At 63.8% G+C, this 11,985-nt stretch carries 17 protein-coding genes; 15 read left to right on the top strand and 2 right to left on the bottom strand.

Annotated features, from left to right (window positions below):
* Positions 1–163: 163 nt before the first annotated feature.
* Entirely contained in the window at positions 164–589 is a 426-nt protein-coding gene (locus NYP07_RS20425; protein ID WP_268153583.1) for an ArsR/SmtB family transcription factor, read from the bottom strand.
* A 151-nt stretch (positions 590–740) separates the two neighbouring features.
* Here NYP07_RS20425 and NYP07_RS20430 point away from each other — a divergent pair, with 151 nt between their 5' ends.
* From NYP07_RS20430 to arsH, 6 genes are read left to right on the top strand one after another with little or no spacing between them, the layout of a single operon-like run.
* Positions 741–1,061 carry an ArsR/SmtB family transcription factor gene (locus NYP07_RS20430; RefSeq protein WP_268153584.1) on the top strand — a complete coding sequence of 107 codons (321 nt, stop codon included), beginning with the start codon at positions 741–743 and terminating at the stop codon, positions 1,059–1,061.
* A gap of 11 nt (positions 1,062–1,072) precedes the next feature.
* Complete coding sequence (locus NYP07_RS20435; RefSeq protein WP_268153585.1) at positions 1,073–1,543, top strand: ArsI/CadI family heavy metal resistance metalloenzyme; 471 nt, start codon at positions 1,073–1,075, stop codon at positions 1,541–1,543.
* A gap of 7 nt (positions 1,544–1,550) precedes the next feature.
* Positions 1,551–2,045 carry an arsenate reductase ArsC gene (locus tag NYP07_RS20440; protein ID WP_268153586.1) on the top strand — a complete coding sequence of 165 codons (495 nt, stop codon included), beginning with the start codon at positions 1,551–1,553 and terminating at the stop codon, positions 2,043–2,045.
* Positions 2,046–2,053: 8 nt separating this feature from the next.
* Positions 2,054–2,557, top strand: coding sequence for an arsenate reductase ArsC (locus NYP07_RS20445; RefSeq protein ID WP_268153587.1), 504 nt, complete (start codon positions 2,054–2,056; stop codon positions 2,555–2,557).
* A 2-nt stretch (positions 2,558–2,559) separates the two neighbouring features.
* Positions 2,560–3,249, top strand: a complete 690-nt coding sequence (locus NYP07_RS20450; protein ID WP_268153588.1) for an aquaporin — start codon at positions 2,560–2,562, stop codon at positions 3,247–3,249.
* The gene (gene arsH / locus NYP07_RS20455; RefSeq protein WP_268153589.1) at positions 3,242–3,973 is read left to right on the top strand and encodes an arsenical resistance protein ArsH; all 732 of its coding nucleotides are present in this window, start codon (positions 3,242–3,244) and stop codon (positions 3,971–3,973) included. Before NYP07_RS20450 ends, arsH begins: the two co-directional genes overlap by 8 nt.
* A gap of 235 nt (positions 3,974–4,208) precedes the next feature.
* Here arsH and NYP07_RS20460 read toward each other — a convergent pair whose 3' ends face one another.
* Positions 4,209–4,526, bottom strand: a complete 318-nt coding sequence (locus tag NYP07_RS20460) for an ArsR/SmtB family transcription factor (protein ID WP_268153590.1) — start codon at positions 4,524–4,526, stop codon at positions 4,209–4,211.
* Between the two features lie 242 nt (positions 4,527–4,768).
* Here NYP07_RS20460 and NYP07_RS20465 point away from each other — a divergent pair, with 242 nt between their 5' ends.
* Genes NYP07_RS20465 through NYP07_RS20505 form a run of 9 tightly spaced genes read left to right on the top strand, consistent with a single transcriptional unit; the run spans position 4,769 to position 11,956 of the window.
* A complete protein-coding gene (locus tag NYP07_RS20465) occupies positions 4,769–5,725 on the top strand; it encodes a ferritin-like fold-containing protein (protein ID WP_268153591.1) in 957 nt (318 codons plus the stop codon).
* Between the two features lie 51 nt (positions 5,726–5,776).
* Complete coding sequence (locus NYP07_RS20470) at positions 5,777–6,682, top strand: permease (RefSeq protein ID WP_268153592.1); 906 nt, start codon at positions 5,777–5,779, stop codon at positions 6,680–6,682.
* Positions 6,683–6,696: 14 nt separating this feature from the next.
* Positions 6,697–7,140: a hypothetical protein gene (locus tag NYP07_RS20475; protein ID WP_268153593.1), complete on the top strand. Its 444-nt coding sequence runs from the start codon at positions 6,697–6,699 to the stop codon at positions 7,138–7,140.
* A gap of 2 nt (positions 7,141–7,142) precedes the next feature.
* Positions 7,143–8,354, top strand: a complete 1,212-nt coding sequence (locus tag NYP07_RS20480) for an SDR family oxidoreductase (protein WP_268153594.1) — start codon at positions 7,143–7,145, stop codon at positions 8,352–8,354.
* Between the two features lie 11 nt (positions 8,355–8,365).
* A complete protein-coding gene (locus NYP07_RS20485) occupies positions 8,366–9,235 on the top strand; it encodes a transporter substrate-binding domain-containing protein (protein WP_268153595.1) in 870 nt (289 codons plus the stop codon).
* 42 nt (positions 9,236–9,277) lie between these two features.
* Positions 9,278–10,021, top strand: a complete 744-nt coding sequence (locus NYP07_RS20490) for an amino acid ABC transporter ATP-binding protein (RefSeq protein WP_268153596.1) — start codon at positions 9,278–9,280, stop codon at positions 10,019–10,021.
* Positions 10,022–10,030: 9 nt separating this feature from the next.
* On the top strand, positions 10,031–10,753 hold the full coding sequence (locus NYP07_RS20495; RefSeq protein ID WP_268153597.1) for an amino acid ABC transporter permease: 723 nt from the start codon (positions 10,031–10,033) through the stop codon (positions 10,751–10,753).
* A 2-nt stretch (positions 10,754–10,755) separates the two neighbouring features.
* Positions 10,756–11,496, top strand: a complete 741-nt coding sequence (locus NYP07_RS20500; RefSeq protein ID WP_268153652.1) for an amino acid ABC transporter permease — start codon at positions 10,756–10,758, stop codon at positions 11,494–11,496.
* The gene (locus NYP07_RS20505) at positions 11,483–11,956 is read left to right on the top strand and encodes an OsmC family protein (protein WP_268153598.1); all 474 of its coding nucleotides are present in this window, start codon (positions 11,483–11,485) and stop codon (positions 11,954–11,956) included. The genes NYP07_RS20500 and NYP07_RS20505 overlap by 14 nt, the downstream gene beginning before the upstream one ends.
* Positions 11,957–11,985 lie beyond the last annotated feature (29 nt).

Consider the following 11,985-nt stretch of genomic DNA (forward strand, 5'->3'; position numbering starts at 1 on the left):
GTGGTTGCGGCGGGGTCTTCTGCTCATACTCTCGTTCCTTTGTCGCCTCGCTCTCACGGGCCGATCAATGAACCGAGTTTCCACTCATCGCCGTGTTCAGATTTCCGGCACCAGCTCTGAGTGGTTCGCATGGCAGTCCTGCTCGTTGGGTTTGGCTGTGATGTCAGCGAGGTGCTTTGTCGTCGGCCGGGTGTTCACACGTGCCGTCGCAAAGAGACGAAAAGGCCGTTGCGCAGGCCGAGGGGTCGCCGTTGCAGCAGTCGGACATCAGGTACTCCAGCAACCAGCGCATGCCCGCCATGCCTGCTCGGTAGACGACGGAGCGGCCCTGTCGGGAGCTAGTGACGAGCTGCGCACGGGCAAGGATCGCCAGATGGCCTGACGTAGTGTTCTGAGGGCACTGCAGCGCCGCGGCCACTTCGCCCACGGTCAGCCCGCAGGGCTCGTGGCTCACCAGCAGACGGAAAGTGGCCAGGCGGGTCTGCTGCCCCAGCGCAGCCAGGGCGCCAAGGGCTCGCGCGCCGGAAGTGCCGAGATCCTCTGGCGCTGCAACAGAAGCTTCTGCAGATTCAAGGACTTCACTGCTCATGTAGCGACATATCGGGATACCTGGAGATATCGCTAGTTTTCCGTTCGCTTGTGACGGACGCGTGACAGATCCGTGAACCGAACGGCCTACGACGCCGCGGTGCGACCCGGTCGGCTTTTCAAATCTACGTTATTTCCACTACAATCGAACAATGGAAGAAAAAGACGTCGTGCGCCTGCTTGGGGCGCTTGCGCAGGAACACCGCCTCAGAGTCTTCAGGGCTTTGGTGGTGACGGGGCCTGCCGGCCTCACACCCGGCGTGATCGCCGAGGGCACCGGGTTGGCGCCAGCCACGCTGTCGTTCCACCTGAAGGAATTGGTGAACTCCGGCCTTGTGACCCAGGAGCGCCAAGGTCGCCACCTGATCTACCGGCCGTCTTTCGAGCACATGAACTCGCTGCTCGCCTACCTGACCCAGAACTGCTGCCAAGGCAAGGCCTGCCTCGAACCGGCGGCGGCGTGCGACTGCTGAGCAGACCTCAGATGAAACGCTTTCACGTACACCTGAACGTCGAGAACCTCGCCCAGAGCGTGGCCTTCTATTCCAAGCTTTTCGGTGCCGAGCCGACCCGCGTCGAGGCGGACTACGCAAAGTGGATGCTGGAAGACCCACGCATCAATTTCGCGATCTCGACCCGCGGCAGCCAGGCAGGCATCGACCACCTGGGCTTCCAGGCCGACAGCGCCGAGGAACTGGCCGAGCTGAAGGCCCGCGCGCAGTCGGCTGACGTGGCGTTGCTCGATGAAGGGGCGACCAGCTGCTGCTACGCCGAGAGCGAAAAGCACTGGATCACCGACCCGCAGGGCATCGCCTGGGAGCACTTCCACACGCTGGGCAATATTCCTGTCTTCAGCGAGAAGCAGGATCCTGCTCCGGCGGCGAGTGCCTGTTGCGCGCCGCGCGGCAAGCCCATCGGCATTCCCGTGAAGTCGTCTTCTTCCTCTTGCTGCTGAGACCGCAATGTCTGACCGCGCTTACAACGTTCTCTTCATCTGCACCGGCAACTCGGCGCGCTCTGTCATGGCCGAGGGCCTGTTGAATGGCTTGGCCAACGGCCGTTTCAAAGTCTACTCAGCCGGCAGTCATCCCAACGGCACGGTCAACCCGCTGGCCTTGCAGACGCTGGCCTCGCTGCATCTCCCCACTGAGGGCTATCGCAGCAAGAGCTGGGACGAATTCGCCAAGCCGGGTACGCCCATCATGGATTTCGTGTTCACCGTCTGCGACTCGGCCGCCGGCGAGGTGTGCCCCATCTGGCCGGGCCAGCCCATGACCGCCCATTGGGGAGTGACCGACCCCGGCCACGCGGAAGGCAGCGACGCTGTCAGGCTGCAGGCCTTCCTGGACGTCGCCATCACCCTCAAGCGCCGCATCGAATTGCTGCTGGCGTTGCCCATCGCCAAGCTGGAACCCCTGGCCATCCAAGACGAAATCAAACAGATCGGCACTCGCTGAGCGCTCCCATGACCACCCACGTCCTCATCCTCTGCACCCACAACTCCGCCCGCAGCGTCCTCAGCGAGGGCATGCTCAACCACTGGGCCCAGAAGCTCGACAAGGACGTCAAGGCGCATAGCGCTGGCAGCGCCCCGAGCGGTCGCATCAATCCGTTTGCCGTCGAAGCACTGCAGAACGCAGGGGTGGACACCAGCGGGTACTACAGCAAGAGCTGGGACCAGTTCAGCCAGGACGGCGCGCCACCGCTGTCCATCGTCATCACCGTCTGCGACAGCGCCGCAGCTGAGCAGTGCCCGGTGTTCTTCGGCGGCAACGGCCAGCCGGTGAAGGTGCACTGGGGCTATCCCGACCCGTCCAACGCTGAGGGCGGCGACGAGGGCAAGCGCCGCGCTTTCGAGCTGACGCGCCAGGCCATCGGCTACCGCATGCTGCAACTCCTGCAGTTGCCCTTCGAGGACCTGAGCAAGGCTGAACTGCAGCAGGCCCTGGTCGAGATCTACAAGAGCTGAGCATGAGCCTGTCCCGCAAACTCCTCGCCGAAGGATTGGGCACGGCGCTGCTGCTGGCCGTCGTGATCGGCTCTGGAATCATGGCCGAGCGCCTGTCCGGCGGCAATGTCGCCATCGCGTTGCTGGCCAACACGCTGGCTACCGTCGGCGGCCTCTACGTGTTGATCGAGGTCTTCGGCCCAATCAGCGGCGCGCACTTCAACCCCGCTGTTAGCGCCGTCATGGCTTGGCGCGGCGAGTTGCCCGTCGGCGCCCTCGTGCCCTACATCGCTGCCCAGCTCGTTGGCGCCATGTTGGGCGCGTGGCTCGTGCACGCCATGTTCGACATGAGCATCGTGCAGTTCTCCACCAAGCTGCGCACCGGCACCGGCCAGTGGATCGCCGAGGGCGTCGCCACCTTCGGCCTGCTGCTCGTCATCCTGCGCGCGCCGGCCGGCCGTGTCTCTGCGATGGTGGCGGCCTATATCGGCGCGGCCTACTGGTTCACGGCGTCAACCTCCTTCGCCAACCCGGCCGCCGTTTTCGGCCGCATGTTCAGCGACAGCTTCGCCGGCATCGCGCCCAGCAGCGCGCCGGGCTTTGTCGGCGCTCAATTGATCGGTGCGGCCGTGGCTGTAGTTGTCCATCAACTGCTGTCGGCACCGGCCACTGCGGCCGAGTCGACCGCCGCTGGCGAGGCCCGCCATGTCTGAGCCACTGTTCCCCGACGCCACCTTCCCCGCGCTGCGAGCCGACCTATTCGACGTGCCTACGCAGGAACGGCTGGCCGTCTCGGTGCCGCCGCAGCACCGCCCGCGCTTCTTGATGCTTTACGGCTCGCTGCGCGAGCGCTCCTACAGCCGGCTGCTGACCTTCGAGGCCGCCCGCCTGCTGGAGGCCATGGGCGCGGAGGTGCGCATTTTCAATCCCAGCGGCCTGCCGCTGCCCGACGACGCGCCAGACACCCATCCCAAGGTGCTGGAGCTGCGCGAGCTGGCGGCGTGGTCCGAAGGCATGGTCTGGTGCTCACCCGAGCGACACGGCGCCATGACCGGCATCATGAAGGCGCAGATCGACTGGATTCCGTTGTCGTCCGGCTCCGTGCGGCCCACGCAAGGCAAGACGCTGGCCGTCATGCAGGTGTCCGGCGGCTCGCAGTCCTTCAACGCCGTCAACCAGATGCGCGTGCTGGGTCGCTGGATGCGCATGCTGACCATCCCCAACCAGTCTTCCGTGGCCAAGGCCTTCGCCGAGTTCACCGAAGACGGTCGCATGAAGCCCTCGTCTTTCTACGACCGCGTCGTGGACGTGATGGAGGAGCTGTTCAAGTTCACGCTGCTGACCCGCGACCTCGGGCCCTATCTCGTGGACCGCTACAGCGAGCGTAAGGAGAGTGCCGAGGAACTGTCCAAGCGCGTGAACCAGCGCGCGATCTGACACCCCACGGGGCCACGGCCCCGTTTCTCTGGCACAGGTAGTTGCTATTCACATCCAAATGCCCGAGTCCTCAGCTGGCAGCCTGCTGCGCGAAGTCGCCCGCATGTACACCCGCGCCCGGCGGGGCGTGGCGCGACGTGAGCTGGCGGCAGCCCGAGGTTGCAGATTTGGAGTGCAACGCATTGAAGTCGGCTGCCACGCCTCCGCTGGGGTGCCTTGACCCGCAGGACGTGAGCTACTCGACCTGGGGGCAGGCGTGCGACGACTGAGTTCCCTTGCGGCAGCTCTGGGTCAGATAGCTAACGACGGAGTCCATCCGGCCGCAGTCCGCGCGGTAGATCAGATTCCGGCTGGCACGCTGTTGAGTCACAAGGCCGGCGTTGACCAGTTCCTTGAGGTGAAAAGACAGCGTGGCCGGCGCCACTCCCAAAGCTTCATGAATCGCGCCAGGCGTCAATCCAGCGTCGCCGACCACCACCAGCGCGCGGAACACCTGTAGGCGCATCGGTTGCGCCAACGCAGCCAACCCCTTGACGACATCAGCTTCTTCCATATTTCCGTCTTTATGGAATCAATTTGACATTGCAAGCACGCGTGAGGTGGCAGAAGTGCCGGAAATCTCCCCCTGAGATACGGGGGTAGACGCCGGTGAGAGTGGAGCGATCGGTGCGAACGCAGGTCGTGGTCCCGCGGCGCCGTTTCTCCCATGAGACAGCACCCATTTCTCAGATCTGAGTGCGTCCCGAAATCCATGATCTACACGCTTCCAGGTGCATAAGAACTAAGCAACTAGGGATGTGTGCAGAAGACGGCCTTGTCTATTATGAGCATGCATGCACACACCTGCACGCATTTTTATTTTTAACCGGAGCGGTCATGGATGCAATGGCACAAACGCAGGGCGGGTCGCGAGACGCGGCTCTGCAAGCACTTTCCAGTTCGCGTGCAGAGCGGCACGGCAAGGACAAGCGGTACTTCGACCTGATGGCCTACATCGTGTCGAACACGATCTCTGGCGAGATCATGGCTGTCGAGAACTACTCGGAGATGGTCCCCATCATGGGCGACACCGAGGCCAAGATCGAGACGGTCAAGCAGGCCAACGAGGAGTCCAAGCACATTCGCATGCTGGCGAGCCTGGGCAAGCGTCTGGACTACCCGGTCAAGACCGAGATCGTCGAGCCGCAGTGGAAGGCGATTCGCGGCCACTTCTCCTCCGCGGTCAAGAAGAAGGACCTGGCGGCCTGCCTGATCATCCAGGACCTGATGACCGAGACCATGGCCATCGTCTTGTACAAGACGCTCGGCCGCGACACGGACTCCGACACCGCGCAGGTTGCCGGCCTGATCCTGTCCGACGAGATCGAGCACCTGGGTATCGGCGCCCGCCGCATCAAGGCCATGCTCGAGAAGGATCCCGAAACGGTGCACGACGCACTCGTTTGGGCGCATCACCGCGTGATGCCCGAGCTGTTCAGCATGATCAGCACGAGCTGCCACTCGCTGTGCGCCGAGCTGTCCGTCGACTGCGGCGGCATCGGCCTCGACAGCATCGCCACGGACATCGAGAAGCTGCGTGTCGACGCCCTCGATGCCTACATGGAGACGCTGGATCTCGTCGGCTTTGACCACAAGGTCACGATGCCGCTGATCGCCAGCATGTCCAGCTACGGCGTGCAACCCAAGGCGGACCTGCGTCTGCGCTCGGATGCGCCTTCGGCCTGCAGCACGCAAGCCGGCGCCTGCTGCTGAGTCGTCGAGCTAGACAGTAAATGAGGCGGCGCTATGAATGACTTGAGAGCGATGCTCGAGTTCATCGTCTATGAAGGCGCAATCCTGGCGCTGCTCTTCTTCACCATCGCGTTCGCGGTTGCGATGCTCCAGCAAAGTCTGGGCAACAAGCTGAATGACGCGCTGGGGAAGACTTCGCTTGAAACAGGCACGGTGCTGGCGGCGACCGCCGGGGCAGTCACGCCGTTCTGTTCATGCTCGACCGTGCCTGTGCTGTCCGGCATGTTGCGGGCGAGGGTTCGCTTCGGCATTTGCTTCACCTTCCTGATCTCGTCGCCGGTGATCAACGAGGGCGTGCTGCTGGTGCTGCTGCGGGAGTTCTCGCTGGCGATTGCAGTCGTGTTCCTGCTGGTGGCCGGCCTGCTGTCGATCGCATTCGGCATCGCGCTGGATCGGCTTGGGTTTGCCAGGTTTCTGCGGCTTGCCGGGCCGGGCTTCGACATCGATGACGCCGTGAGGGTGAGTTCGCCAGGCGGGGCTCCGGCGACGCCGTGGGGCATGCGTGCGCGCTTCGCGGTCATGGCAGCGCTCAACGAGTTGCGCGCCTCAGGACCCTACCTCGCGGTTGGCATCGCGATCGGCGCCCTGATCTACGGCTATGTGCCGGAAGACGCCATCGCGCAACTGCAGCACCAGTTCCCCGGGCTGCTGCTAATCCTGGTGATGGCCATTGCGGGCCTGCCGTTCTACGTCAACGCGACCATGGTGATTCCGATTGCCGTGGCGCTGCTTGGCAAGGGCGTCGCCATCGGCCCCGTCGCTGCTTTCCTGGTGTCCGCCGCGGGCACCAGCATCCCCGAAATGATCCTGCTGACGAAGCTCTTCCGCGCTCCGTTGGTGGTGTCGCACGTGGTCGCCATCGTCGTATCGGCCACGGTCATCGGCGTCGTCCTCGAGTGGGCGTCGCGGTTCATTTAACAAAGGAGACGAAGGTGTTCAACCCCAGCAATCTGCTCAAGATGATCTTGCCCTGCTGCGCAACCGGATCGTCTGACCCCGGAGCGATGAAGGCCCTGCTCGACAAGAACAACATCGGCATCCTTTCTGCCGCCTGCTGCGACTCGACCGCAGGCGCCAAAGACGAGGGCTTGAAGAAGAGCCTGCGGGAGGCGATGGAGAAGTCGGGCGACAACCGCGCCGTCATCGTCGACACGATCACCAGCGCCCAGCAGCAGTTGCGCAGCCTTGAAGCACAAGCCGACCCCGGCCAGAAGCAGCTGATCCAAAGCGTGGTCACGCTGTTCCAAGCCAACGGCCTCTCGATCTTTCCGCTCCTGATCATCAACGGTCGCGTCGCCTTCTATGGCGGCATCCCGACCGCGGAAATGATTCAAGAGCGCCTTGAAAAACAACCCTTGACCGCATTGGGTGCCTGACCATGGACAAGACACTGCGCGCCGTGCCCTTTACGGCCAGCCACATCCTCGTGACCGGCGCGACCGGCTACATGGGTGCACTGATCGTTGCCTCGTTGTTGCGCGATACGGCAGCGCAGGTCACTTGCCTCACGCGGTCCATGCATGACCGCCAGGCACTGCTCGAGCCCATCATCGAAGAATGGATGGCGCAAGGCCCGGAGCCCTGGACGCCCGAAGTGGCCCAGCGCATCGCGCAAATCCAACTGCCTGCCGATCTCGCCGACGTGCCCGACCTCGGGCCGCAGCTGGACGGTGTCGACGAGATCATCCATTGCGCGGGCTGCCTGGACTACTACGACCTGCCCAAGCTGCAGGAGGTCAACGTTGCCTACACCGCGCACCTGCTGATCCTGGCAAGGCATCTGACCTTGAAGCGCTTCGTCTACATCTCGACGGCGTATTCGTCGGGCTATCAGCCTCACATCACCGCCGAAGCGCAACTGCCCGACCCGCCGGCCGATCCGACGCAATACACGCGCACCAAGCGCGACGCCGAGCGGCTGGTCGCCGCGAGCGGCGTGCCTTTCCTGATCATCCGCCCGTCCATCCTCATCGGCAGCAGCACCACGGGCCGCTACAGCGGCAAGCGCTACGGTCTGTACCAGCAGTGGATGGGGCTCGAGCGCCTGGCATGCGATCGCTATCACGCCGAGTTCCACACCGTCGCGCCCGAACTGCCCTTGAATGTCCTTCATCAGGACGCCTTCTGCGACGCATTTAAGGACGCCTATCACTGGCTGCCCAACGGCGCTTGGATGAATCTCGTGTCCAACCCGCAGACCTCGCCATCGATGCGAGACCTCTGGGACATGTGGTTCGAGGTCACGCGCCCGCAGACCATTTACTACTACGCCGGCTTCGACGACGTGCCGTTCAAGGCGATCCCGACCCGGCAGCGCGCCTACCTGACCTTCGCCCAGGTCAATCTGGAAATCGCCTCGCATCACTGGCAGTTCGAGACGCAGTGGCTGGATCTGCTGAAGGCCGCTGGGCTGCAGTTCGCCGACGCGACGGTGGACTCGGTGCGGATCTGCCAGAACCGGTTCGTCCAGTCTTCCGAGCAAGTGGGCAAGTACCTGGCGGCGCACGGCGCGGAACTCGCTCCGCATCCGAAGGTCATCGAGGTCCCCTCCGAAACAAAGGTGGCTGAGCGCGCGGTCGCGCACAGCTGAGAAGTGTTGCCATGAATCTCCGACTCCCCACTCTCGCCGCCACACTCGCTCTCGGCCTTGCGCTCGTCGCACCTGGCCTGGCCGCGGCGCAGGGCATCCTCGAACGCGTCAAGCAGGCCGGCGTCGTCCGCATCGGCACGGGTAACGACACGCCGCCGATGAACTACCTCGACGACACCGGTAAGTGGACCGGCTTCGACGTGGAGCTGGGCGATGAGATTGCCAAGCGCCTGGGTGTGCGCGTCGAGCGCGTCGCGGTCAACAACAAGACGCGTATCGCCTTCCTCGCCAACGGGCAGATCGACATGGCACTGTCGAACATCAGCCGCACGCTCGGGCGCGAGGAACAGGTCGACTTCGTCGATCCGCCGTACCTTTTCACCGCCAAGGTCTTCTACGCGAAGAAGGGCCGCTTCAAGTCCCTGGCCCAGCTGGGTGGGAAACGCATCGGCGTGAACCAGGGATCTAACGCCTTCACGGCGGCGCCGGCCGAGCTGGCCAAGCACTCCAAGCTTGAACCGCAGATCCTGTCCTTCCAGAAGAACGCTGAGTGCTTCCTCGCGCTCAAGCAGGGAAAGATCGACGCGTTCACGCAGGACACCCCCATCATCGCTGCGGTCGTCGGCGCAGAGGGCTCCGCGTTCGAGGCTGTCGGCGCTGGCTACAGCCCTGGCCTCTACTCGATTGGCGTGCCGCAGAACGACAGCAAATGGCGCTATGCCGTCAGCGTCGCGCTGCAGTCCGTCATCAAGGACGGCACCTACGAGCAGCTCTATCAGGCCTGGTTCGGGCCCAAGGGCAAATATCCCCTGCCACTCAACGCGCGCCCCCGCCTGCCCGCCGATGTCTACGGCGAAGCAGCCATGGTCTGGCCGGACTGAGTCCTTGCATCTGAGCTGATCCCAGCGCTCCAGGGAGGAGTCATGATCGATTGCAAATGTGTGATCAAGCGCCTGGCGGGACGTGAAGTCCTCAAGGGTGTCGACCTGCACGTCGTCAGTGGCGAGACGCTGGTCCTGTGCGGCCCAAGCGGCGCAGGAAAGACGACCTTCCTGCGCGCCATCAACGGCCTCGAGCCCATCGACGGCGGAAGCATCACGATTGACGGCTGCCCGGTGTGGCCGAGCAAGAGGGGGGCGCGCGAACTCAAGGGCAAGGTCGGCATGCTGTTCCAGCACTTCAACCTGTTCGATCACCTGAGCGCCCTGGACAACATCTGTCTGGCACCGCGGCAGGTTCTCGGCGTGTCCAAGGCGGAGGCCGAGCGACGAGCACTGGAGCTCCTCGACGATCTCGGACTCGCAGGCAAGGGGGCCCATCACCCATCGCAACTATCGGGCGGCGAGAAGCAGCGCGTGGCGCTGGCGCGCTGCCTGGCGATGAAGCCCTCGGTGATGCTGCTGGACGAACCGACCTCGGCGCTCGATCCGGCCAGAACCGCGCAGATCGCGGAACTCGTGCGCAAGCTCAAGAGGTCCAACGTGGCGACCATCATCGTCAGCCACGACCAGCAGTTTGCCTATGAGGTTGCCGATCGCATGGTGTCGCTCGAATCCGGGCGCCTGGTGAACCTGCACGACGACTCATCCTGCTGTGCGGCCGTTGCATCGCTGAAGCATGCCGCGCGCTCGATGCGCCCCAGCTTCTCTGCACCTGCGCCGGTCTGAGGCATCGCCATGATGACCTACGACTTCGACTGGGCGTTCCTGGCCAAGCCGCAATTCCGCGACATGGTCTTGGATGGCATCGCGAGCACGGCCGCCCTGGCCGTGCTCTCCGGTCTGCTGTCGTTCCTGCTGGGCAGCCTGCTTGCTGCAGCGCGCCTGTGGCCGTCGGCCTGGGTGCGCGTCCCGGCCAACTCGGTCGCGGAGGTCGTGCGCAACATCCCCGCGCTGTTCTGGATCCTCTTCTTCTACTTCGTGTTGCCGGAACTGCTGCCGGATCCCATGGGCGCGGCACTGCATGCCTGGGGCGGTTACTCCTTTGCCGCTGGTGTCATGGGACTGGCCGTCGACAACGGCGTCTACCTCTCCGACATCGTTCGCAACGGAATGATCAAGGTGTGTCGAGGGCAGCGAGACGCCGCTGCCAGCTGTGGCATGTCGGTATGGCAGGAGTGCATGTGGGTGCTGTGCCCACAGTCGCTGCGAAACATGATGCCGGCGATCACGAATCGCATGATTCACAACTTCAAGAACACGTCGCTGTGCGTGGCGATCGCGCTGCCGGAGTTGACGTGGGCCACGCAGCAGATCGAGTCGATCACTTTCAAGGGCCTCGAGGCCACGCTGGTCGCCACTGCCGTCTATGCGATCGGCTCCTTGCTCATCGCATCGGCGATGTCCTATCGGCGCCGCATCAAGCTGGATGCGCCAACCGCTGCTGATGCAGCCGCGTGACCATGGACCTGCGGCTTTTCCTCATCGGCACCTTCCCCGAAGGCGTCATCGGCGGTCTTGGACTGAACTTGATGATCGCCTGCTCGGCATTCATCACGAGCTTCTTGCTCGGCCACATGCTGGCAGTCGGCCGCCTGAGCCGTCTTGCCCCGCTGCGGTGGGCGTGCACGGGCTATATCGAGCTCGTACGTTCCGTTCCGCTGCTGATCGTGCTCTTCTGGTTCTTCTTCGCGGTGCCCATCCTGCTGAAGACGCCCGCGTCCCCGATTTGGACGGCGCTGATCGCGCTGACCGCCTATGGCGCGGCCTACCAGGCCGAGTACATCCGATCAGGCATCCGCTCTGTCGCCGCTGGCGAGATCGAGGCCGCCCGATCGCTCGGACTATCCGCCGCCAACGTCTGGCTGCAGGTCATCTTGCCGCAGGCCCATCGCCGCATGCTGCCGACCTACGCCAGCTACTTCACCTCCATGTTCAAGGACAGCTCGGCGCTGTACCTCGTAGGCCTCGTCGACCTCATGCAGACAGGCTTGATTGCCGCCGAACGCAACCCCGACCGCATGTTGCAGTCCTACCTGACTGTGGGCGGCCTGTTCTTCATCGTTTGCTGGCTGGGCACGCGCGCCGGGAAGTTCCTCGAATGGAAGTTCGCACTGCGTGATCCCGGTTCGGCTGGCTCAAGCGCGCACCCACCCTCGCCGTCACCCAACCCCATCAAGGAGAACAAGCATGCACATGCGTAATCAGACTGAGCGCCACTTTGGCGCTCGTATCGAGTTCGTCGAAGGCTTCAAGTTCAAGTCGCAGGCGTTCGAAGGCGAGGCCCTGCATGGCGCGCCGGTCATCACCGATGAGCCCGATCCTGTCGGCAGCAATGCCGGGCCGTCCACGCCTTCGATGCTGGCGATGGCCGTCGGGCACTGCCTCTCGGCGAGCCTGGTCGAGACGCTCCGGCACACGGGCATCTATGTCCTGTCCTTGTCCACCGAGGCCATTGCCATCGTTGTTCCCAACGATGAAGGCAACCCGCGGATCAAGGAGATCAGGGTCACGATCACGCCGGTCGTGGAGAAGCCGTCCGGGAACATCGCCCGCTGCATCGCGGTGTTCGAGAACTACTGCACCGTGTGCCAGTCGATCCGGCCGGCCATTCCGGTGCATGTCGAAGTCCCGGTCGTCATCAAGTCGCCCGTCGCGGCCTGAGCCGAGAGCGTCAAACAACCAAGCAAGGA

It is taken from the genome of Pelomonas aquatica, from assembly GCF_026712205.1.
GTDB classification, from domain to species: Bacteria; Pseudomonadota; Gammaproteobacteria; order Burkholderiales; family Burkholderiaceae_C; genus Pelomonas; species Pelomonas aquatica.

What these genes read in the sequence shown, in the direction of transcription:
- arsH (WP_268153589.1), top strand. Translation starts at nt 3,242, where the DNA reads ATGTCTGAGCCACTGTTCCCCGACGCCACCTTCCCCGCGCTGCGAGCC.
- NYP07_RS20440 (WP_268153586.1), top strand. Translation starts at nt 1,551, where the DNA reads ATGTCTGACCGCGCTTACAACGTTCTCTTCATCTGCACCGGCAACTCG.
- NYP07_RS20460 (WP_268153590.1), bottom strand. Translation starts at nt 4,526, where the DNA reads ATGGAAGAAGCTGATGTCGTCAAGGGGTTGGCTGCGTTGGCGCAACCG.
- NYP07_RS20425 (WP_268153583.1), bottom strand. Translation starts at nt 589, where the DNA reads ATGAGCAGTGAAGTCCTTGAATCTGCAGAAGCTTCTGTTGCAGCGCCA.
- NYP07_RS20430 (WP_268153584.1), top strand. Translation starts at nt 741, where the DNA reads ATGGAAGAAAAAGACGTCGTGCGCCTGCTTGGGGCGCTTGCGCAGGAA.
- NYP07_RS20450 (WP_268153588.1), top strand. Translation starts at nt 2,560, where the DNA reads ATGAGCCTGTCCCGCAAACTCCTCGCCGAAGGATTGGGCACGGCGCTG.
- NYP07_RS20500 (WP_268153652.1), top strand. Translation starts at nt 10,756, where the DNA reads ATGGACCTGCGGCTTTTCCTCATCGGCACCTTCCCCGAAGGCGTCATC.
- NYP07_RS20495 (WP_268153597.1), top strand. Translation starts at nt 10,031, where the DNA reads ATGATGACCTACGACTTCGACTGGGCGTTCCTGGCCAAGCCGCAATTC.
- NYP07_RS20435 (WP_268153585.1), top strand. Translation starts at nt 1,073, where the DNA reads ATGAAACGCTTTCACGTACACCTGAACGTCGAGAACCTCGCCCAGAGC.
- NYP07_RS20465 (WP_268153591.1), top strand. Translation starts at nt 4,769, where the DNA reads ATGTGTGCAGAAGACGGCCTTGTCTATTATGAGCATGCATGCACACAC.
- NYP07_RS20480 (WP_268153594.1), top strand. Translation starts at nt 7,143, where the DNA reads ATGGACAAGACACTGCGCGCCGTGCCCTTTACGGCCAGCCACATCCTC.
- NYP07_RS20470 (WP_268153592.1), top strand. Translation starts at nt 5,777, where the DNA reads ATGCTCGAGTTCATCGTCTATGAAGGCGCAATCCTGGCGCTGCTCTTC.
- NYP07_RS20445 (WP_268153587.1), top strand. Translation starts at nt 2,054, where the DNA reads ATGACCACCCACGTCCTCATCCTCTGCACCCACAACTCCGCCCGCAGC.
- NYP07_RS20505 (WP_268153598.1), top strand. Translation starts at nt 11,483, where the DNA reads ATGCACATGCGTAATCAGACTGAGCGCCACTTTGGCGCTCGTATCGAG.
- NYP07_RS20485 (WP_268153595.1), top strand. Translation starts at nt 8,366, where the DNA reads ATGAATCTCCGACTCCCCACTCTCGCCGCCACACTCGCTCTCGGCCTT.
- NYP07_RS20490 (WP_268153596.1), top strand. Translation starts at nt 9,278, where the DNA reads ATGATCGATTGCAAATGTGTGATCAAGCGCCTGGCGGGACGTGAAGTC.